Annotated in this window: 22 protein-coding genes and 4 tRNA genes; 11 read left to right on the top strand and 15 right to left on the bottom strand. The window is 61.9% G+C overall.

What is annotated here, in order from left to right; translation table 11 throughout:
* Positions 1-92: 92 nt before the first annotated feature.
* The 8 genes from C3Y15_RS09300 to C3Y15_RS09335 all read left to right on the top strand — a co-directional run bounded on the left by C3Y15_RS09300 (position 93) and on the right by C3Y15_RS09335 (position 4,521).
* Complete coding sequence (locus tag C3Y15_RS09300) at positions 93-596, top strand: helix-turn-helix transcriptional regulator (protein ID WP_124260045.1); 504 nt, start codon at positions 93-95, stop codon at positions 594-596.
* Complete coding sequence (locus tag C3Y15_RS09305) at positions 550-1,074, top strand: hypothetical protein (RefSeq protein ID WP_185499745.1); 525 nt, start codon at positions 550-552, stop codon at positions 1,072-1,074. Before C3Y15_RS09300 ends, C3Y15_RS09305 begins: the two co-directional genes overlap by 47 nt.
* A gap of 96 nt (positions 1,075-1,170) precedes the next feature.
* Positions 1,171-1,389 (top strand): hypothetical protein, encoded by a 219-nt coding sequence (locus C3Y15_RS09310; RefSeq protein ID WP_124260026.1) that lies wholly within the window; start codon positions 1,171-1,173, stop codon positions 1,387-1,389.
* A 49-nt stretch (positions 1,390-1,438) separates the two neighbouring features.
* A complete protein-coding gene (locus C3Y15_RS09315; protein ID WP_124260025.1) occupies positions 1,439-1,801 on the top strand; it encodes a beta-hexosaminidase in 363 nt (120 codons plus the stop codon).
* On the top strand, positions 1,801-3,099 hold the full coding sequence (locus C3Y15_RS09320) for a pyridoxal phosphate biosynthetic protein PdxJ (protein ID WP_124260024.1): 1,299 nt from the start codon (positions 1,801-1,803) through the stop codon (positions 3,097-3,099). Before C3Y15_RS09315 ends, C3Y15_RS09320 begins: the two co-directional genes overlap by 1 nt.
* The gene (locus C3Y15_RS09325) at positions 3,096-3,548 is read left to right on the top strand and encodes a hypothetical protein (protein ID WP_243860203.1); all 453 of its coding nucleotides are present in this window, start codon (positions 3,096-3,098) and stop codon (positions 3,546-3,548) included. The genes C3Y15_RS09320 and C3Y15_RS09325 overlap by 4 nt, the downstream gene beginning before the upstream one ends.
* 2 nt (positions 3,549-3,550) lie before the next feature.
* Positions 3,551-4,153, top strand: a complete 603-nt coding sequence (locus C3Y15_RS09330; RefSeq protein WP_124260023.1) for a hypothetical protein — start codon at positions 3,551-3,553, stop codon at positions 4,151-4,153.
* Positions 4,150-4,521 (top strand): helix-turn-helix domain-containing protein, encoded by a 372-nt coding sequence (locus tag C3Y15_RS09335; protein ID WP_124260022.1) that lies wholly within the window; start codon positions 4,150-4,152, stop codon positions 4,519-4,521. The genes C3Y15_RS09330 and C3Y15_RS09335 overlap by 4 nt, the downstream gene beginning before the upstream one ends.
* Before the next feature lie 67 nt (positions 4,522-4,588).
* Here the strand turns inward: C3Y15_RS09335 and C3Y15_RS09340 are convergent, their stop codons facing one another.
* From C3Y15_RS09340 to uvrC, 10 genes are all read right to left on the bottom strand, one after another.
* On the bottom strand, positions 4,589-5,515 hold the full coding sequence (locus C3Y15_RS09340; protein WP_124260021.1) for a DNA adenine methylase: 927 nt from the start codon (positions 5,513-5,515) through the stop codon (positions 4,589-4,591).
* Positions 5,516-5,517: 2 nt separating this feature from the next.
* Positions 5,518-6,525, bottom strand: a complete 1,008-nt coding sequence (locus C3Y15_RS09345; protein ID WP_124260020.1) for a hypothetical protein — start codon at positions 6,523-6,525, stop codon at positions 5,518-5,520.
* Position 6,526: 1 nt separating this feature from the next.
* The gene (locus C3Y15_RS09350; RefSeq protein WP_124260019.1) at positions 6,527-7,693 is read right to left on the bottom strand and encodes a ParB/Srx family N-terminal domain-containing protein; all 1,167 of its coding nucleotides are present in this window, start codon (positions 7,691-7,693) and stop codon (positions 6,527-6,529) included.
* 94 nt (positions 7,694-7,787) lie between these two features.
* Complete coding sequence (locus C3Y15_RS09355) at positions 7,788-8,684, bottom strand: site-specific integrase (protein WP_243860204.1); 897 nt, start codon at positions 8,682-8,684, stop codon at positions 7,788-7,790.
* A gap of 468 nt (positions 8,685-9,152) precedes the next feature.
* Positions 9,153-9,226 (bottom strand) — tRNA-Cys (locus C3Y15_RS09360).
* Positions 9,227-9,326: 100 nt separating this feature from the next.
* Positions 9,327-9,402, bottom strand: a tRNA-Gly gene (locus C3Y15_RS09365).
* Between the two features lie 51 nt (positions 9,403-9,453).
* A tRNA-Gly gene (locus tag C3Y15_RS09370) sits at positions 9,454-9,529 on the bottom strand.
* Positions 9,530-9,580: 51 nt separating this feature from the next.
* A tRNA-Gly gene (locus C3Y15_RS09375) sits at positions 9,581-9,656 on the bottom strand.
* Between the two features lie 155 nt (positions 9,657-9,811).
* Positions 9,812-10,399, bottom strand: a complete 588-nt coding sequence (gene pgsA / locus C3Y15_RS09380) for a CDP-diacylglycerol--glycerol-3-phosphate 3-phosphatidyltransferase (RefSeq protein ID WP_069246182.1) — start codon at positions 10,397-10,399, stop codon at positions 9,812-9,814.
* A gap of 111 nt (positions 10,400-10,510) precedes the next feature.
* On the bottom strand, positions 10,511-12,550 hold the full coding sequence (gene uvrC / locus C3Y15_RS09385) for an excinuclease ABC subunit UvrC (protein ID WP_059735225.1): 2,040 nt from the start codon (positions 12,548-12,550) through the stop codon (positions 10,511-10,513).
* 75 nt (positions 12,551-12,625) lie between these two features.
* Between uvrC and earP the strand changes: the two genes are divergently transcribed.
* From earP to C3Y15_RS09400, 3 genes are all read left to right on the top strand, one after another.
* Positions 12,626-13,837 carry an elongation factor P maturation arginine rhamnosyltransferase EarP gene (earP, locus tag C3Y15_RS09390; protein WP_069246181.1) on the top strand — a complete coding sequence of 404 codons (1,212 nt, stop codon included), beginning with the start codon at positions 12,626-12,628 and terminating at the stop codon, positions 13,835-13,837.
* Positions 13,838-13,974: 137 nt separating this feature from the next.
* Entirely contained in the window at positions 13,975-14,532 is a 558-nt protein-coding gene (gene efp, locus C3Y15_RS09395) for an elongation factor P (protein ID WP_011883975.1), read from the top strand.
* 271 nt (positions 14,533-14,803) lie between these two features.
* Positions 14,804-16,189 (top strand): sigma-54 dependent transcriptional regulator, encoded by a 1,386-nt coding sequence (locus C3Y15_RS09400; RefSeq protein WP_059695507.1) that lies wholly within the window; start codon positions 14,804-14,806, stop codon positions 16,187-16,189.
* A gap of 151 nt (positions 16,190-16,340) precedes the next feature.
* Here the strand turns inward: C3Y15_RS09400 and nagZ are convergent, their stop codons facing one another.
* The 5 genes from nagZ to era all read right to left on the bottom strand — a co-directional run bounded on the left by nagZ (position 16,341) and on the right by era (position 20,385).
* Entirely contained in the window at positions 16,341-17,369 is a 1,029-nt protein-coding gene (nagZ, locus tag C3Y15_RS09405) for a beta-N-acetylhexosaminidase (RefSeq protein ID WP_069246180.1), read from the bottom strand.
* Positions 17,370-17,385: 16 nt separating this feature from the next.
* Complete coding sequence (gene acpS / locus C3Y15_RS09410) at positions 17,386-17,817, bottom strand: holo-ACP synthase (RefSeq protein ID WP_034194217.1); 432 nt, start codon at positions 17,815-17,817, stop codon at positions 17,386-17,388.
* Positions 17,818-17,886: 69 nt separating this feature from the next.
* The gene (gene pdxJ, locus C3Y15_RS09415) at positions 17,887-18,663 is read right to left on the bottom strand and encodes a pyridoxine 5'-phosphate synthase (protein ID WP_011883971.1); all 777 of its coding nucleotides are present in this window, start codon (positions 18,661-18,663) and stop codon (positions 17,887-17,889) included.
* Positions 18,660-19,499: a DNA repair protein RecO gene (gene recO, locus C3Y15_RS09420; protein ID WP_011883970.1), complete on the bottom strand. Its 840-nt coding sequence runs from the start codon at positions 19,497-19,499 to the stop codon at positions 18,660-18,662. The genes pdxJ and recO overlap by 4 nt, the downstream gene beginning before the upstream one ends.
* Positions 19,486-20,385 (bottom strand): GTPase Era, encoded by a 900-nt coding sequence (era, locus tag C3Y15_RS09425; protein WP_041493796.1) that lies wholly within the window; start codon positions 20,383-20,385, stop codon positions 19,486-19,488. The genes recO and era overlap by 14 nt, the downstream gene beginning before the upstream one ends.
* Positions 20,386-20,410 lie beyond the last annotated feature (25 nt).

Below are 20,410 nucleotides of genomic sequence, written 5' to 3' on the forward strand. Positions count from 1 at the left end.
GGTCGATTTTAAGTCTTATTTGGCTACTTTTCAATCCACCGACAGACACCGGAAAGTAACGAATGTCTAGCCATATTTGGCAACATCAGGGGATGAACAAGACACCCGCCCGCGAAATCCTCGCGCTCAAGCTGAGGAAACTGATGGACGCCCACCCGACGCTCAACACACAGGGGCGACTCGCTGCGCGCGCAGGACTAGCGCAGCGCACGGTCGGACGAATGCGAAACAATGAAGCCGATCCGCAACTCGGACACGTCGAAGCCGTCGCTGACGCGCTCGGCGTGTCGCTCGTCAGCTTGATTTCCGATGAAACGGCGAGCGGGGGTGGACTTCAGTACGACACGGCAGCCGTTGCGCAACTGTCCGGCGAGGACCGGAAGAAGATCGAGTCGTACATTGAGTTTGTCCTGAGTACCAGCGGCGCTGCCCGCACCGGCAGCCAGGAGACAGTGAATATTTCGGAAACGATGCCCGCGTCGAAGGCACAGACCGCATCGGTTCGACGTGCAGCTCAACAACCATTATCAGACAAAACGTTGAGCATCAATGAAGACCAAAGTCACGCCACCGAGGGAAAGCGCGGACGTCGCTAACCTGTCCGCCTTTCGTGCACTCAAGCTCGAATCCGCTTTAAGCACACCTTCAGAACTCCGCAGCGATCGGGAGTCCGTGACGCGCAACGCCCTACTGGGCGAACTCGCTGCACGCAACTCCCCTGTCATCGCATACGCCGCCGTGCTCATGTCGGAGAACGGCGACATCACTTTGTCGGCCGCCGGGATTGAACAGGAGTTCGCACCCGCGATCCTGTCCGGACTAACTCGCATCCATGACCGGATCGATGAGCGCACCAGCCAACGTCCCCGACGCAATCAGGCCGGTTTCGCACAACTTATCCCGCTCGTCTCAGCTGCGATTCTTGCGGCGACGTACATCAACGTCGTGCCGTGGATGGACGTCGCCCTATCCGTTGCCGGTCAATTGTTGGCCGGCATCGCCGTTATGCGACGCGACCGAATGCATGGCGATCCGAGACAAATAAGACGGGCTGAAGACGTCAGTCGAGGCTGACGGCCGGCCCGAAATAGTCATATTAGGCTTGACCATGCAAGCCATATACGACTAATCTCCGGGTTGCGCAATGTCGCGCAGACCCGGAGATCCACCATGAAAACGACCGATCTGCACGCGGAAACCCGTCACGACTGGCTCCGCAACGAACAAGCACCCCGCATCACGGCGTCCGAACCCGCCCGCCAAAGCAACTTTGAAAAGTCCAAGGTTTTTCGATGGACGATAGTCGCCTGCCTGCTGTTCGTCGCCGTCAACATCTTTCAAGACGACCCGGTCGTCGCGCCGACGACGGCCTACCACGTCACCGTTTAACCGCCCCGACCCTGCCGGGGCATTCGGCCCCGGCGTCATGGAGACCGTCATGACGCGCATTAAAGTCAAAGCCGAACCTCTCTTCGATGTAGAACGACGAGATACCCTCTCACTCCGCACCATCACGCGATACGACCGAAACGCACGCCGTCCGTCGACCCCGATTCTGATCGGGAAGTATGTAGTCGGACGCCGCCCCCTCCCGGACAGCGTACATACGGAATACTTGATCCTCGACGGCACAGAGATCGCCCGCAGGCAGATTTCGATTCCGGACGAAGGCACCTGCGCCGACGCAATCAAGCGTCTGCGCGACACCAAGCGCGCAGCGGGTGTCGTGGCGTCGAAGGCGATCGATAAAGCGAAGAAGCGTGGCAAGGCGCGGACGGCGGTACCGCAGGAGGTTGCGTAATGGACGACCGCACGCAACAGCTCGACCTGACCGCGCCGATCCCGACCGGGAGTGCGAAGGTAGCAGCGGCCGCTGCGGGCGCAACGTCAGCTGACCTGTGGATGGTCCCGTACGGCCAACTTCATTACGACCCGTCCGACAACATCCGCCCCGTTGATCCCGAATGGGTGACGCACCTTACTGCCCTCATCATCGAGAACGGGTACGACAAGGGTTCGCCGCTTCATTGCTACGCGCGAAAGGTTGACGGGAAGGATCTGTTGTTCGTGTACAAGGGGCAGCACCGCTACCTTGCGGCCGGCAAAGCAATCGAAGCAGGCAAGGACATCGGCAAGATCCCGGTCGTCGTCCGTGACGCCAAGACGGTCAACCGCGCCGAAATGGTGATCGACGGCTATCTCAGCAACAACGGCAAACCGTCGTCGCCGCTTGATCTGGCCGCTGCCGTCGCAGAGCTGCGCGACATTCACGGCATGGCGCTTGCGGCGATCTGCAAGCGCCTGAATGTCACCGACCAAACGATCCGCGACGTCGGCCTGCTCGAACGGGCACCGGTCGAACTGCATCAGCTCATACGGAACGGCCAATGTACCGGCACACTGGCCATCGAGCAGATCCGCCTACACGGCGGCGACAAAGCGCTCGAACGCATCGTGTCCGGCCTGTCGAAAGCAAAGGAGGCCGGCAAAGGGAAGGTCACGAAGAAGCATCTAGCCAGCAACACGAAGCCTTACGAGCCGGCCGCGCCCAAAGCGACAAAGATCACCGATGCCTGTGCAAAGCAACTTTTGCAGGCGCTACAGGCAGTCCTGCATGATCCCGTTTTCGGGAAGCTTTCGCCCGGAACGATTCGAGCCGTCCATACGGCACTCTCTCCGCTCGCCGATCTCCTCGACACTCCGCAAAAGGCACGGATTTACCCCGTGACGGCACCGGATCAAGACGGTCGCTGCGTCGCGGCCGATACCCTTCGATCGCCCAACAGCAAGCGTACGAAAAAGCCGATCGCCGAGATCTACGTGGCCCAACCGAAAGCAAATCAGTGGATTTGCGCGGCTATGTACAACCTCAGAGACAGCTTCGCATCCACGCCCCTAAAGTTCGGTGCAGGAACCGCGTCCTACCCGACGCGAATGCAAGCGGTACAGGAAGGTGCTCGATGGCTTAAAAAAGCTCTCGGCTACGAGAACATCAAGCGCCAGAAAGACCTTCCGTTAGTCCTGCAATGGCTCGATGACATTCTGCAGCGCCCCGATCCCGACTGGACACCGGATATGGCGCAGGAGGCAGCGAAATGACCTCGCGCCCGGCCCTTTCTACCCCACGTCCGCTGCCGCGAAAGCGGGAACACGCGGAGAAGCGCCCGGCTATCGCACTGGCGAGCGTCAATGGTACTTCGATGCAGTCGAACAACGACGGGCTGACGCCCGAAAAAGCAATCCAGAAAGACAAAGCGCCGCTCGCGCGGCGCAAACCTATCCAGACGAACGAAGCCTTGGCGGATACCCGCCAAGGCAAGCTCGCGCGGCTCGACTGCCTGCGCATCGAAATCCGCACGTTGATCACCGATATCTCGCACGCGGCCGACGTCGAGTTGCTAGACCTCATGGCCGACGAGATCGGATCGTTCGCTCGCCACAAAGCAGCACAGGATGCGCGCACCTGGGCGGCTACCGCCGGGATCACGCTGGAAACTGGCTTGATGCAACTCGCCCGCGCTCTGCACACGACCTCCCTAGGAGAATGACAATGACAGGTACCCAAATGCACTGCGCCGATGCGCTGACGAACAACGCGTCGACGGAACGCTTACGAGCGTACCTGACTGAGCACTATTCCGACGCTCGGCCCCGCTCGACCGACGACGTTGCATCGTGGGCACTTGCTGCGCTAGACGTCCGGGCTGCACGACTCCACAGGGCAATTGAATCCGCGCGCCAAGGGGCGTTGCGAATATATGGTGAATCTAGCCGCCCGACGCGCCACGCGATCGAGCAAATCACACGATCGCTGCGCAGAATCTATCCCGACCGCACCGAACCGCACGCTGTAGTAACACGGACTGCCGCTGCCCGCGATGTGCTCCTCGAGCGCAACCGGCAAATTGACGTAGAACGCCGGGGGCCAAACAGTGACGATCTATATACAGAAGGCGAATTGCCTGAAGCAGCGGTCGCGTATGCTTTGTCCGCCGCCGGTTGGAATCTTGATACAGCCGCCTACTACTGGCCAAGCTCATGGGCAGCGTGCTGGTTCAAACCGACCACGCCTCGTCGCGATCTCGTGAGAGCCGCTGCACTGATCCTCGCCGAGATCGAACGCACCGATCGGGCTACCGGGAGCATTGCGTGAGAACGTTCGATCTACAAGAATGCGCCGACTTCCTGAAGGTCGACCGCACCACGGCGATGAAACTCGCGCAGCAAGGTGACATCGTCGGCGCTCGGATCGGTCGTGCATGGGTGTTCCTCGAAGACGATGTCGTCGCGTTTCTGCGGGAACAGGCACAACGGCAAACTCTTGAACGCCTTGAGGGACGATCGGCTCCCGATACCGCGGAAACAGACCGTCGAACGCAGGCTGCAATCCAGCGTCAATTGCAGTTGCCCCCAGTGCGAAGACCGGGGAGATCCGCTCGGCCGCTACCGAATCTCCCGGATTTGCCAAACAGTTCCACTAGCACGGGAAAAACCTCGAACGCTACTGAGTTCACCGCGTGACAACTATCGACCGGGAAGTGGCGAGCATTGAAGACACGCGAATGCCTGTCTTCAACCGCCTCCGCCTCTACACAGTGACAATAACACCATTCAATTCGTCACCGATCTCCAGATCGGCGTCACCGTCGTCGAATAGCACCAATTGGTTCTGCTGATCCACTCCCCTAAGGTTCATATTCGAAATCACTAGCTCCTCCTCGACCTTCTGTACACGACTGCTATACCTGAATGACTGTCTGTATTGATTATTATTCGTATACAAGTACTCAATAATCGGATGCGCATCGTAACTCAATATCCAATCGTAATTCACGTCACCCAAAACATTAGCCAGCCGCTCATGATCAGAGAATTGATAGTGATATCTATACAGCTTCTTCCCTTGAGTAAAATACGGAGGATCGATGTAAAAGAATCGATTTTCATTGTCTTGACCATCCGCATCTTCGAGGGCTCGAATAGCATCACCAAAGTAAACCTGAACGCTATCCCTCATCCTCGAAACATACAACACCCTTTTAATCAAATCGAATTTATTAAATCGACATGCAATTCCATACTGCGATGACTGGGACTTTCCACCAATGGGCCCCGCATGAATTACGCCAGAAAAATTAGTTCGATTGAAAAACAAACCAGCCAATCCGCACTCAACGAGCAAATTTTCTGGAACGTCAGAATATTGACGGTAAACATCCATTTCCAGCCATGTTTCGAGCGAAACATCAACACGCTCGATCGCGGAAATCAGTTCCTCAGTTCTAAAGAAAACCGAATACCAAAAAGCAAACACGAGCGGATCACGCTCAAACAACATTACCGATGACACCAGATCTCGCTCAAGCAACCCGAGACTTACTGCCGCGCTCCCCGCATACGGCTCAACAATTTGCTTCCCTTCTAAGCCACTGCTTCTCACGACATTGGCAAAGAACTCGATAGACCGGTTCTTGCTTCCGGGATACCGAAGCGGGTTCATATTCAAAATATTCATAGTCAGGCCGCAAGACGCCGAAATCTTAACAACTGCGCATCCACCCAATCACGCACATTAGCGAAATCAGAAAGTCGCTCTATAACGTATGAGGGGGCACATCGCGACGCCCACTCGGTTCCCTTTTGAACAAGCAAAGGCAAAATATTTCGATAGTAGATATCGCCATATTCGTGCGACAAAATCAGAATCTTTTCCGCAACCGTTTCCCCCGGATTCGGCACGATGGAGAATGGTATAAACATTGCGCACGTAGCCTGAGATGCTATACCTGGCGGCTGAAACCAAGTTGCGTGAAAACGCTTAATCGCCCCGCCCCGAATTGTCTTGTCGACCCAATTCTCGCCGCTCGCAACCTGCCCGAGTATGTACCGTTTTCCGGCCGCCCCATCTCGTCGCGGCCTCCAGCAAATGACGTCGATTTGCTCGTCCTTTGGGCTTAGCGACACGCCCGCGGGAACCTGACTCACAACCGCTCCTTCGCCGAAAGCAGCATAAATAGATGCCAGCTTCGCCAAGAAGCCCGTGCCATTTGGCCGAGGAAAACCGAACGAGTATGAATGTCCCCTTACCTCGCCAGCAGCGGCAATCGTGGCGCACACTTGGAAGTAATCGCGTACCACATTCGTGAGTTTAGGTACGTACACCCCTGAAAGAACAATTCCTTTTTTTGTATGCGAAAGAAGCAAACAAAAAATATATGCATACATACCTTCATTTGGCGCACCTTTCAACTGCAAGCTAGATCCCGACTCACTATATTCGAAGGGATACGCTCGACCAAGTTGCGCTATACGCGAATCGATCTCGGAAAATATATCAAGCAAAAAACCTTCTTCACTTGATTGCCCCTCCTCGAAGTCACTATCCTCGCTATTACGCCTCGTATCCCATATACGACTTAAGTCACGAATACTGACAGTCAGATACTCCGAGGCAAGAACTTTAAATTCCAACCAATCAACGGTATGCTGAACACCACAGTCAAGCGGCATCGAAGACAGCGCCATACTAACCCCGAGATTTAGGCTTCTTTTTCGAAGAATACTTACTCATGTAGTCATGGACCAGTGCAGCCTTGCGCATCAACTCATATCCAGTATTAAGCATGGTGGGATCGCCATCATACTTACCGATTAGCTCTAGCACCGCGCCCATACGTTGTTCAGCGGCAATCAACGCCATTCCAAACTGACTTGCACCGGACACTTCAGCATATGCAACAGCGAGCGTACTACCACTCCGTAGTTTCTGAAGTGCTCCTTGATTGACCAGACACATACCCAGGTTTCGCAGATCTGGGTTTTGCGAGTCGACCAGTGCCTTTTGCCCCTGCGACTTGGATCCATACATATAGAGCAGGGTTTCGCCGAGATTTTCTTCCTTTATTTTCTTTATGGGATTTTTCGCGGGAGCCTTATTCCATCCCGGTTCCAATCCTAAAAACTCCAAATACTCCTTCCTACCGAGAGCCGTATAAAGGTGCGAAAATGCAAATCGCCCAGACTTAGTTCGATCACTAATATCGAATCCACATCGAGTTTCCGCCTGCTCCAAAACAAACAAGGCACCAATATAATCGCGGATCGTATTATTCGTATCGCCAGTTTGATAGGCAATTTGATCAATTGAGATACTGCCTTGCTCACGCTTATACCACTCGTAAACAAAGCGCGCCTTGGCGTATGCATCCCAACGATGCGGGCCGTTAATATGCTTGAATCCGATAAATGCTTCCGCGTCAGTCCGCCGCTCGACGCGATATACCATGATTTCTTCGAGCGAGTTTCTCACTCGTTGTGCAAGATGCTTAGGCACACTCACACGGCACTTGGCAGCCAGGGCGGGATCACGCAGCACCTTGATTGCCGCAAGTCTTCGATTACCCTCCAAGACAGTGAAAGGGCCGCTGTCCGGGCCCATCACGATGAGGGGCTCTAGATCAATGTACGTGTTCGTTTCGATCGACGCGATAAGCTCATCAAGGGCGGCAATTTCACGGTAGGCACTGATGATCTGGACGTCCGACTCGGTGGCGTACTCGTCGCCGGTCATCAAGCGCGGATTGTCCTTGTCGAACACCAACAAGTCGGGCGAAATCTTCTTTGTTTCTTCGATCCCAATAACCGGAGCGATCGAAGATTTACGTCCGGAAGGTTGGAGCTTTCTCGTTGTCATCAATATGCCTCTGTGGACCGCGCTTGTGCGCGAACAGCATGGTATCACTTCGCAAATATCGTTAGGCCGGTCGGCCGCCACGACGCAAGGTCACTCACCAGAGCCTTGCTGCAAGGTCGCTTCCTCGCAAATTTGCGTATCGCATCAATACTTTTGGGTCTGTGTGCCCCGTGATCTTCGCTATCTGTATGTCCGTCAATGTCGTACGTTCATACAACCTGGATGTTGCCTCGTGTCGGAGGTCATGAAAGACAAGGTCTCGACAACCTGCTGCGCTGAAAATTCGACCAAACTGTCCTGACAGGCGAGATGTCACACGTTCCAGCACCTTGCTCCGCAGCAGCGGAAGATTCTCGGCGCGCATCGCAGACTCAATCTCAACGACCCAGGGGAACAGGTAGCCGTGATCGAAGGAAAAACCGCCCATGGCCGGGTCGCGAGACATCACTGCATCCACGTACCGGCCGTACGAAGCAATTGCCACGCTGGTCAACGGGACCGGCCGCTTGCTACCGTTCTTCGTGCGATCGAGGCCAATGGTCCGCCCGGCAACATCTACTTGGGACGGAGCCAGGGTGTACATCTCTCGCATACGCATCGCCGACTCGATCGCAAGTTCAAAGAGAAAGTTCAAAGCAGGGCCATACGGAAGATCGAACGCGCGCTCCTTACCATGAGGCTTCTCACCGGCCAAAATTCTACGAATTTCGGCCTCCTCTGAGGGTGATGGCCGGCGGTCGCGATGATGATCGGTCTTCGGCGTCAGGTTCTGAGCCCCAACGGCCGCCGCGTCATCATCGGTGTAGGTCGCATACCGTTTTGGCAGCAACCTCAGTGGATTAGTGGCCAGCATTGGCGATCCGGACCTGACGATCCAGTCAAGGCAGCGAGCAAGTGCTCCCACGTAATGGCGAATCGTTGACGGCGACAGCACATCACGGCGCTTCATCGACGTAACCCATTGCTCCGCCCATCCGTAGTCAACGCGCATCAAGCTCACTCCCGCGAGCCGAGTGATCAGTGAATTTAGTAGATGACGATCTGAGACGGGCACGGCCACACGACGGAGGTACTCCCGAATCCCCTCGTCCACGGTCACACACGCCTGCCTCTGCAGAACAACGTCCTCCGGCACTATGCCTGCGTCCAGCAGTTGTTCGAGTCGGGCAACGTACGCGTCGCCTTCTGCCTCGGTCCCGAACGTCAAGGAAAGTGGCTTCGGCAGCAAAGCCGCCCGCTTTATCGTGTACTCCCACGTGCCTGACGGCCTCAATCGCTTGTTTGCCATGTCGCCAATTAACTCGCCTCGATTACCAACTAGCCGATCCACGGGCGGTTGCCGCCGGTTTTTGGTTGGTTACAGGCGACTTTTTACCACTCTAGGCGACTGATTTCCATCTTGAAAACTCGCCAGAAAAAGAAAAAGCCCTGACGAATCAGGGCTTTTTCTCTTCCTACCTGGAGGCGCGAGCCGGAGTCGAACCGGCCTAAACGGCTTTGCAGGCCGCTGCATAACCGCTTTGCTATCGCGCCAAAAGCGGACTGTCCGAATACCTGGAAGGCATGCGACAGATTTTTATCCGAGGACCATCGGTCCATCAAATAAAAGGGGAAGCCTTGCTTCCCCGATACCTGGAGCGGGAGACGAGTCTCGAACTCGCGACCTCAACCTTGGCAAGGTTGCGCTCTACCAACTGAGCTACTCCCGCATTGTCCTACACCAGCAGCGCTTTGCCATTCAACACGCTGCCAGAAAAATCTGGAGCGGGAGACGAGTCTCGAACTCGCGACCTCAACCTTGGCAAGGTTGCGCTCTACCAACTGAGCTACTCCCGCGTTGTCCTGCACCAGCAGCGCTTCGCCATTCAACACGCTGCCGAAAAAATCTGGAGCGGGAGACGAGTCTCGAACTCGCGACCTCAACCTTGGCAAGGTTGCGCTCTACCAACTGAGCTACTCCCGCGTATTGCTGCGCTACTGCTTTCCGTCACACGCTTACTTCGTCGTGCAGCGGAGAAGCGAGATTATGTCGAAGGCACTTTCATGTGTCAAGGGCTTTTCGCGCCCTTTTTCCAAAAACCTTCGGCACCGACACCGCAAGCAGCCGCTACCAAGCCCTTACGCGCCGCCGCGCTCGCGAATCTGCGGCCACGCGAGCTTCATGTAGTACAGCATCGACCAGATCGTCAGCACCGCCGCCAGATACATCAGCCATTCGCCCCACACGCGCGTGTCGATCGTCGCGACGCCGAGCGGCAGCGGCCCGTAATACAGCAGCATCGGGATCGCGACCATCTGGCATGCGGTCTTGAACTTGCCGAGCTGGTTCACCGCGACGCTCTTCGACGCACCGATCTGCGCCATCCATTCGCGCAGCGCCGAGATCGCGATCTCGCGGCCGACGATCACCAGCGCGATCGCCGCGTCGACCCGCGCGATCTGCACGAGGATCAGCAGCGCGGCGGTGACCATCAGCTTGTCCGCGACCGGGTCGAGGAACGCGCCGAACGACGACGTCTGGTTCCACTTGCGCGCGAGAAAGCCGTCGAACCAGTCGGTCAGCGCCGCCAGGATGAATATCGCCGCCGCCGCGAGGTTGCGGTGCGCGCCGCTCATCACCGTGTCCGGCAGATAGAACACGCCGACGACGAGCGGAATCAGCACGATCCGGACCCACGTCAGGAAAATCGGGAAGTTGAACGGCATGGCATGCGGGTCAGTAAAGGATTCGCAATTGTGCCGTGTCGACCGGCCTGCCACAAGAACGCGCGATCGCAACGCGGGATCGCAGGCCCGAGCGGCCGGTCGCACGGCCCGTCAATGAAGCTGCTTGTAGATCTGTTCGGCGAGTGCGTGCGAGATCCCGTCGACGCTCGCCAGCTCCTCGACGCTGGCGGCGACCACGCCGCGCAGTCCGCCGAACCGCGCGAGCAGCCGCTGGCGCCGCTTCGCGCCGACGCCGTCGAGCTCCTCGAGCCGCGACGTCTGGCGCGCCTTCGCGCGCTTCGCGCGCATCCCGGTGATGGCGAAGCGGTGCGCCTCGTCGCGGATCTGCGCGACCAGCATCAGCGCCGCGCTCTCCTTGCCGAGCTCGAGCGGCGTGCGGCCGTCCGCGAACACGAGCGTCTCGAGGCCGACCTTGCGCCCTTCCCCTTTCGCGACGCCGACCAGCATCGACGTATCGAGCCCCAGTTCGGTGAACACCTGCCGCGCGATCTCGACCTGCCCCTTGCCGCCGTCGATCAGCACGATGTTCGGCAACAGGCTCGACGCCTCGGCCTGCCGCGTCGATTCGCCGTCGATGCCGGTCGCGGCGTCGGCGGCGGCCGCCTGCGCGGCCAGCTCGACCATCTTCTCGTAGCGGCGCGTCAATACCTGCCGCATGGCCGCATAGTCGTCGCCCGGCGTGATGCCGGCGATGTTGTAGCGACGGTACTCGCCCGACTGCATCTTGTGATGGTGATAGACGACGCACGACGCCTGCGTCGCCTCGCCCATCGTATGGCTGATGTCGAAGCACTCGATGCGCAGCGTCGCGAGATCGTCGCATTCGAGGCCGAGCGTCTCGGCGAGTGCGCGGGTACGCGCCTGCTGCGAGCCCTGCTCGGACAGCAGTCGCGCGAGCGCGATCCGGGCGTTCTGCTCGGCCATCGTCAGCCACGCGCGCCGCTGCCCCTGCGGCTGCCGCACCAGCGATACCTTGTGGCCGGCCTGCTCGGACAGCAGCTCGAGCAGGTCGCGGCTCGCGGGCGCATGGCTGACGACCAGCACCGGCGGCACGCGGTTGCCCAGATAGTGCTGCGAGATGAATGCATCGAGCACCTCCGCCTCGACGGACGCGCCGGCGACGCGGGCAGCCGCCCCCCCGTCGCCGTCGCCCTCGCCTTCCACCGGCTGGTCCGGCATCGCGGCGGCGGCATCGTCGACGCCATCGGCCTCGTCGCCGAGCCCGCCTTCCGCGAGCGTCAGCGCGCTTTCGACGTGCGTCGGGAAATACGCCTTGTCGCCAAGATGGCGGCCGCCGCGCACCATCGCGAGGTTCACGCACACGCGCCCGCCCTGCGCGACGACGGCCAGGATGTCGACGTCGCTGTCGCCGCCGACCTCGATCGCCTGCTGGTGCAGCACCGTCGCGAGCGAGCTCATCTGGTTGCGCACGGCCGCCGCCTGCTCGAACTTCAGCTCGGCCGCGAACGCGTGCATCTTCTGCTCGAGTTCGTTCATCACCTCGGACTGCCGCCCGAGCAGGAAGCGCGCGGCGTTCGACACGTCGATCGCGTAGTCGTCCTCGGTGATCGCGCCGACGCACGGCGCCGTGCAACGCCCGATCTGATGCAGCAGGCACGGCCGCGTACGGTTGTTGAACACCGAATCCTCGCAGGTGCGCAACTGGAATACGCGCTGCAGGATCTGGATGCTCTCGCGCACCGCCCACGCACTCGGGAACGGCCCGAAATACTGGTTCTGCTTGTCGACCGAGCCGCGGTAATACGCCATGCGCGGAAAGCGGTGCGCGGTGAGCTTCAGGTACGGATACGACTTGTCGTCGCGAAACAGGATGTTGTAGCGCGGCGCGAGCGCCTTGATCAGGTTGTTCTCGAGCAGCAGCGCCTCGGCCTCCGAGCGCGTGACGGTCGTCTCGATGCGCGCGATGCGCGTGACCATCATCGCGATGCGCGGCGACAGCTGCGTTTTCGTGAAGTAGCTCGACACGCGCTTCTTCAGGTCGCGCGCCTTGCCGACGTAAAGCACGGCGCCCGTTGCGTCGTAATAGCGGTAGACGCCCGGCATGTGCGGCAATTGCGCGAGGATCTTCTTCGGTTCGAACGGAGTATCGGCGGCTTCTGGGGATGTCATGCGTGATCCGGTGCCCGCTGGCGCGGAACGGGTCCATTAGAATCGCCAGTTTAGAGCATTCACCGGCCCGCTTCGATGTCCCGCACCACGCCCGCCTCCGGCTCCGACTCCGTCCCCGCCATCGCTTCGCCGCGCTCCATCGGCGAACCGATCGCATGCGACCTCTTCTGCACCGTGATCGACAACTTCGGCGACATCGGCGTGTGCTGGCGCCTCGCGCGCCAGCTCGCGCACGAGCACGGCTGGCAGATGCGCATCTTCGTCGACGATCTGCGCACCTTCGCGCGACTGCTGCCGCAGATCGACCCGCACGCCGGCCGGCAAACGCTCGACGGCATCGCGATCGAACACTGGCACGCGGAAGTCGGCGACGCGCTGCAGATCGCCGACGTCGTGATCGAAGCGTTCGCGTGCGAGCTGCCGGGCGCGTATCTCGCCGCGATGGCGCGACGCGCGCCCCGCCCGGTGTGGATCAATCTCGAATACCTGAGCGCCGAGGACTGGGTCGCCGATTTCCACCTGCGCCCGTCGCCGCATCCGCGCTACCCGCTGCTGAAGACGTTCTTCTTCCCCGGGCTGTCGGCCGGCACCGGCGGCGTGCTGAAGGAGCGCGACCTCGACGCGCGCCGCACCGCATTCGAAACCGACGCGGCCGCGCGCACGGCCTGGTGGCAGCACGCGACCGGCGATGCGCCGCCGCCGTCCGGCACGACGGTCGTGAGCCTGTTCGCATACGAAAATCCGGCCGTCGACGCGTTGCTCGCGCAGTGGCGCGACAGCGCGACGCCGATCGTCGCGCTCGTGCCGGCCGGCCGCATCTCGCCGGCCGTCGCGCGCTTCTTCGGCACCGCATCGTTCGACGCCGGCGCGCGCGCCACGCTCGGCAATCTGACCGCCTACGGGCTCGCCTTCGTGCCGCAGGCCGACTACGACGCGCTGCTGTGGGCCGCGGACGTCAACTTCGTGCGCGGCGAGGATTCGTTCGTGCGCGCGCAATGGGCGCGCAAGCCGTTCGTCTGGCAGATCTACCCGCAGGCCGACGATGCGCATCTGCCGAAACTCGACGCCGCGCTCGCGCACCTGGCAGCCGGCCTCGCCGACGCGCCGCGCGCGGCGCTCGAGCGCTTCTGGCATGCGTGGAACGGCGTGGGCACGCCCGATTGGGACGATATCCGGCAGCACCGCGCGGCGCTGGACGCCAACGCGACGCGCTGGGCCGACACGCTGGCGGGCGTCGGCGATCTTGCCGGAAAGCTGGCGGAATACGCAAAATCTCAGTTAAAATAAGCGGTTATCCGACGGCTGACCACGCAAGCGCGCACGCTTGGGGCTCTTGGCACCTACCGGAACGCACCGCTTGCGCCGTCAGCCGTTGCGCAACGCTCAGGCACCCATTTATTTGATTGGATCAGGACAGTTTTTTTATGAAGACCGCACAGGAACTCCGCGTAGGCAACGTCGTGCAAATCGGCAGCGACGCATGGGTCATCGCAAAGACGGAATACAACAAGTCGGGCCGTAACGCCGCCGTCGTCAAGATGAAGATGAAGAACCTGCTGACGAACGCAGGCCAGGAAGCGGTCTACAAGGCCGACGACAAGTTCGACGTCGTCGTGCTCGACCGCAAGGAAGTGACGTACTCGTACTTCGCCGACCCGATGTACGTGTTCATGGACGCCGACTACAACCAGTACGAAGTCGAAGCGGAAATGATGGGCGAAGCGCTGAACTACCTCGAAGACGGCATGGCTTGCGAAGTCGTGTTCTACAACGAGAAGGCCATTTCGGTCGAACTGCCGACGATCCTGGTTCGCGAGATCACCTACACGGAACCGGCCGTCAAGGGCGACACGTCGTCGGGCAAGGTGCTGAAGAACGCGAAGCTCGCAACGGGCTTCGAGCTGCAAGTGCCGCTGTTCTGCAACACCGGCGACAAGATCGAAATCGACACGCGTACGAACGAATACCGCAGCCGCGCGTAAGCGCCTGCGAACTTCGCATCGAACAAAGCGCCCTGCGGGGCGCTTTTTGTTTGCCTGCGCGCAACAGCGCGCACATGCCGGCACGATCGGCAACACAAAATCCAGCACTAAAGGTATTCAATTTGTATCATCGGTAACTGTTTTATAGCGGCCGAGAAATAATGCACGTCGGGCGTTCCGGGGGGCATAAAATCAGTTTTTAATCCGACACGCGGCTGCGGCTGGCTCGATGGCCGACAGCCCGCCTCTCTTGACTCGACTCGCGTTCACCATGCCACACGCCCTGATTGTCGAAGACGATCCCAACAGCCTGTCCGGCCTGACCGCGCTGCTCGCCGCAGACGGCTTCTCGGTCGACACGGCCACGTCGCTCGCGGAGGCGCGCACGGCGCTCGGCCGCGCGATCCCCGACGTCGTCCTGGTCGACCTGAACCTGCCGGACGGCAGCGGCTTCGACCTGCTCCAGCACCTGCCGCAGCAGCAGCCGAACGGCTCGCTGCCGGTGATCGTGCTGACCGGCAATGCGACGGTCGAGAGCGCGATCGAAGGCTTGCGTCACGGCATTTGGGACTACCTGCTGAAGCCGATCAACATTCCGCGGCTGCGCAGCCTGCTCGCGCGGATTCCCCGCCCCTACGAACTGATCGACGAAGTGCAGGCGCTGCGCGCGTCGCTGCGTCGCCTCGGCCGCTTCGGCGCACTGGTCGGCTGCAGCGAGGCGATGCAGCACGTGTACGACATGATCGAGCACAACGCGCGCACCGAAACGGCCGTGCTGTTCGCGGGCGAAGCCGGCACCGGCAAGAAGCTCGCGGCGCGCACGCTGCACGATCTGAGCCGCCGCCGCAAGGGGCCGTTCCTGTCGTTCGACTGCCGGATGATCGCGCAGGCGAACCGGCATGGCGCGTCGCTCGACAGCGTGCTGTTCGGCCATGAGCGCGGCGCGTTCGACGGCGCCGAGCGGCGCGAAACCGGCCTGTTCGAACAGGCCGGCGGCGGCACGCTGTTCCTCGACGAAATCACCGCGCTGCCGCTCGTGCTGCAGGAAGCGCTGCTGCATGCGCTCGATTCGCAGAACTTCATGCGGATCGGCGGCACGAGCTCCATCGCGAGCGACTTCCGGCTGATCGCGGCCACGCGCCGGCCGGCGCGCGAGGCCGTTGCCAACGGCACGCTGCGCGAAGATCTGTGGCTGCGCCTCGATGCGGCGTCGATCACGATGCCGCCGCTGCGCGAGCGCGACGGCGACGCGCTCGCGATCGCCGATGCGCTGATCGACGAACTGAACCGCGAGGCCCGCGCGACCGGCCGCAGCACGACCGACAAGCGCGCGGCGCCGGGCTTCGTGCGCGAGTGCCTGTCCTACGAATGGCCCGGCAACGTGCGCGAGCTGCACGAGCGTGTGCGCTTCGCATACGACGCATCGGGCGACTTCATCGAAACGCTGCGCGCCGGCGAAGCGAGCTTCGCGGCCGGCGCCGCGCTGAACGGCAGCAGCGTGCAGATCAAGGTCGGCACGCCGCTGTCCGACGTCGAAGACCTGCTGATCCGCGCGACGCTCGACGCGGTCGGCGGCACGCGGCATCGTGCGGCCACGCTGCTCGGCATCAGCCCGAAGACGCTCTACAACAAACTGCAGCGCATGAAGGTCAATTGAGCGGGCGGCAATCGTCGTCGGCGCGGACCGGCACCGACGATTAGTTCGTCGAACAAGTGTTGCCCTCCGCTTCGCGCACCAACGAAAAAGCCACGCAAATTTGCGTGGCTTTTTCGTTTCGGCGACGGCAGCGCGCCGACTGCGTCGCCCCTTATGCGAGCACGCTGGTCAACAGCCCGCGCGCCTGCAGATACTCGGGCTGCGCGATCAGCTTGTCCCACTTGAGCGCCTTGCCGCGCGCACGCATCCGCTTGATGCGCCGCACCGACTCCGGCGACGGCCGCGCGCTCAGTTCGTTCAGCACGACTTCGGCGGCGTCGGGCTGGTTGCAGACGAGCACCATGTCGCAGCCGGCCGCGAGCGCCGCGTCGGCGGCCTGCGTGAGCGTGCCGCCTTCGCGGGCGGCCTCCATCGACAGGTCGTCGCTGAAGATCGCGCCCGTGAAACCGAGCCGCCCGCGCAGGATGTCCTGCAGCCACACGCGCGAGAAGCCGGCCGGCCGCGGGTCGACCTGCGTATAGATCACGTGCGCGGGAATCACCGCCGACAGCGACAGGCCGAGCCAGTCGTACGGCGCGACGTCGTCCTCGAGGATCGCGTCGAGCGGCCGGTCGTCGGTCGGCAGCGCGACGTGCGAATCGGCTTCCGCGAAACCATGCCCGGGGAAATGCTTGCCGCAGTTGGCCATGCCCGCGAGCGACAGCCCGTGGTTCAGGCTCTTCGCGAGCAACGTGACGACGCGCGGGTCGCGATGGAACGCGCGATCGCCGATCACCTTCGAATGTCCGTAGTCGAGATCGAGCACGGGCGTGAAGCTCATGTCGATCCCGCAGGCGCGCAGCTCGGCGGCGAGGATGTAGCCGACCGCGGTGGCGACCTTGGTCGCGAGCAGCACGTCGCGATCCCACAGCTCGCCGAGCCGGCGCATCGCCGGCAGCACCGTGAAGCCGTCGGTGCGGAACCGCTGGACGCGGCCGCCTTCGTGATCGACCGCGATCAGGATGTCCTCGCGCACCGCGCGGATCGAGTCGGTCAACGCGCTCAGCTGCGCGCGGTTCTCGAAATGCCGCGCGAACAGGATCACGCCGCCGGTGTTCGGATGCGCAAGGCGCCGCGCATCGTCGCGCGACAGGGCCGTGCCGACGACGTCGAGCATGACCGGGGCGGGAGTCGTTTTCATCGAATCAGAAAATCCGTCAGGAAAGGGTTCGGGGAACGGGTGCAGGCGGCGGCGCATCGGTTTCGGCGACGACGAACGACACGGCGTAGTCGCGCTCGTCGCTGACCGTCACGCGCGCGGTGATGCCGCGCGCGGCGAGCCAGTCGGCGAGCTCTCCCGACGCGACGACGTACGGCTCGCCGCTGCGCTGGTTGAGGGTCTGCAGCGCGCGCCACGTCATCGGCCAGTGCATGCCGAGCCCGATCGCCTTCGAGAACGCTTCCTTCGCGGAAAAGCGCGTCGCGAGAAACGCGATGCCGCGCGCCTCGGAGCGCGCGCGCCGCGCGTGGAACACGCGCAACTCGTCGGGGCCCAGCACCTTCTCGGCAAACCTGCCATCGGTGCGCTCGAGCACGGCCGCGATGCGGCTCAACTGGACGATGTCGGTGCCGATGCCGTAGATCGCCATGTCAGCGCGCGCCGCGATGCACGAACGATGCCGGGTGGCAAGCCGAGCCGGCGCGCACGGAACGCATCGTCAGCGCGCGCCGCCGTGAAGCGCGGCAACGCGTGCGGCGACCATGATGGCCTTCATCTCGCGCACGGCATTGTCCCAGCCCGCGAAGATCGAATGCGCGACGATCGCATGGCCGATGTTCAGCTCGACGATCCCGTCGATGGCGGCGATCTGTTGCACGTTCGTGTAGTGAAGACCGTGACCGGCGTTGACCTTCAGCCCCAGCTGCGCGCCGGCCTGGACGCCCGCGACGATGCGCTCGTATTCGCGCTGCTGCTCGGCTGCGTCGTGCGCGTCGGCATAACGGCCGGTATGCAGCTCGATCACCGGCGCGCCGGCCTCGTGCGCGGCGCGGATCTGCGTCTCGTCCGGATCGATGAACAGCGATACGCGCACGCCGGCGTCCGCGAGCTGCTTGCAGGCCGCGCGCACGACCTCGAAGCGGCCGGCGACGTCGAGGCCGCCTTCGGTCGTCAGCTCCTCGCGCTTCTCCGGCACGAGACACGCGTCATGCGGACGCACTTCGCATGCGATGTCGAGCATCTCGGCCGTCACCGCGCATTCGAGGTTCATCCGCGTCTTCAGCAGCGGGCGCAGCGTGCGCACGTCGGCGTCGACGATGTGGCGGCGATCCTCGCGCAGGTGCAGCGTGATCGCGTCGGCGCCGGCTTCTTCGGCGGCGAGCGCCGCGCGGATCGGATCGGGATAGGCGGTGCCGCGCGCGTTGCGCAGCGTGGCGACGTGGTCGATGTTCACGCCGAGGTCGATGACGGTGGGCGTTGTCAGGAAAAAGCTCATAGGTTTTGCAGGTCGATCAGGATCTGGCGCGTGGCGAGCGGCGTGCCGCCGAGATAGGTGTTCAGCAGGAAGCGCATCAGCGTCTTGCTCTGCGCGACCGTCTGGGCTCGATGGTAATCGTCCTGCTCCATGTCGAGCAACGTCTGTCCGGTGACGACCGGCCAGTGCGACGGTACGTCGTCGTCCGCGTTGCGCACGCCGCGCTCGGGATCGAACACGTAGCGGCGCTCGGGCTCGACCGCGCGGCGCGCCACCGTGCGGTTCAGCGCCATCGCGTAGCCGGTCTCGCGCAGCAGCACGCGCTCGAACGAGCGCAGCACCTGCACGGCCGGTTCGCCGTGCGCGAGGCGCGTGAGCGTCAGCACGTAATGGTTGAACAGCGGCGGCTGCGGATCTTCGCGCGCGCAGAATTTCACGAGCAGCTCGTTGACGTAGAAGCCGCACAGCAGCCCGTCGCCGCCGAGCGGCAGCATCCCGCCGACCCACTCGGCGCCGGTGAGCGTGCGCACTTCGGATTTGCCGGACCACGACAACAGCAGCGGCTGGAACGTCTGCAGCACGCCGCGCAGCGCGGAATGGGGGCGCTTCGCGCCCTTCGCGACGAGCGCGAGCCGGCCATGGTCGCGCGTGAGCACGTCGATGATCAGGCTAGTTTCGCGGTACGGATAGCTGTGCAGCACGAACGCCGGCTGCTCGGCGATGCGGAAATCGGACGTGCGAGACGTCGCGCGCCGCGCCTTGCGGCGCGGCGGTTCGGGCGGGGCCGGCAGCGGCGCGTCGTTCGCGCCGGCGGCCACCGCGTCTTCGGTCGACGTCAGCGCGTCATTCGTACCCATAGGCACGCAGCCCCGCCTCGTTGTCGGCCCAGCCGCTCTTCACCTTCACGAAGGTCTCGAGGTACACGGGGCCGTCGAACAGCTTCTCCATGTCGAGCCGCGCCTCGGTGCTGATCTGCTTGAGCTTCTCGCCCTTCTTGCCGATCACCATCGCCTTGTGCATATCGCGTTCGACGAGGATCGTCGCGAAGATGCGCTTCAGCCGCCCTTCCTCCTCGAACTTGTCGATCAGCACGGTGCTCGTGTACGGCAATTCGTCGCCGGTCCAGCGGAACACCTTCTCGCGCAGGATTTCGGCCGCGAGAAAGCGCGAGCTGCGGTCGGTCAGCTCGTCCTCGCCGTAGATCGGCTGACCTTCCGGCAGGTGCGGCTTGATCGTGTCGAGCAGGTGCTTGATGTCTTCCGGCCGCTGCGCGGACAGCGGCACGAGCTCGGTGAACTCGCGCAGCGCGCTCATCTTCTGCATGAACGGGAACAGCGTCGCCTTGTCGCCCACGCGGTCGATCTTGTTCGCGATCAGGAGCGTCGGCGCGCCGGGCGGAATCAGGTCGAGCACCTTCTGGTCGTCGGGCCCGAAGCGGCCGGCCTCGATCACGAACAGGATCAGGTCGACCGACGTGAGCGTCGACGTGACCGCGCGGTTCAGCGAGCGGTTCAGCGCGGTGCTGTGGCGGGTCTGGAAGCCCGGCGTGTCGACGAAGATGAACTGCGCGTCGTCGAACGTGTTGATGCCGGTGATGCGATGGCGGGTCGTTTGCGCCTTGCGCGACGTGATGCTGATCTTCTGGCCGACGAGTGCGTTCATCAACGTCGACTTGCCGACGTTCGGGCGGCCCACGATCGCGATCATGCCGCAGCGGAAACCGGTAGGAGCGGGAGTGTTCATATCGTTTGGGAGACAGGTTCGCAAC

The organism is Burkholderia sp. B10 (assembly GCF_004368385.1).
GTDB classification, from domain to species: Bacteria; Pseudomonadota; Gammaproteobacteria; order Burkholderiales; family Burkholderiaceae; genus Burkholderia; species Burkholderia vietnamiensis.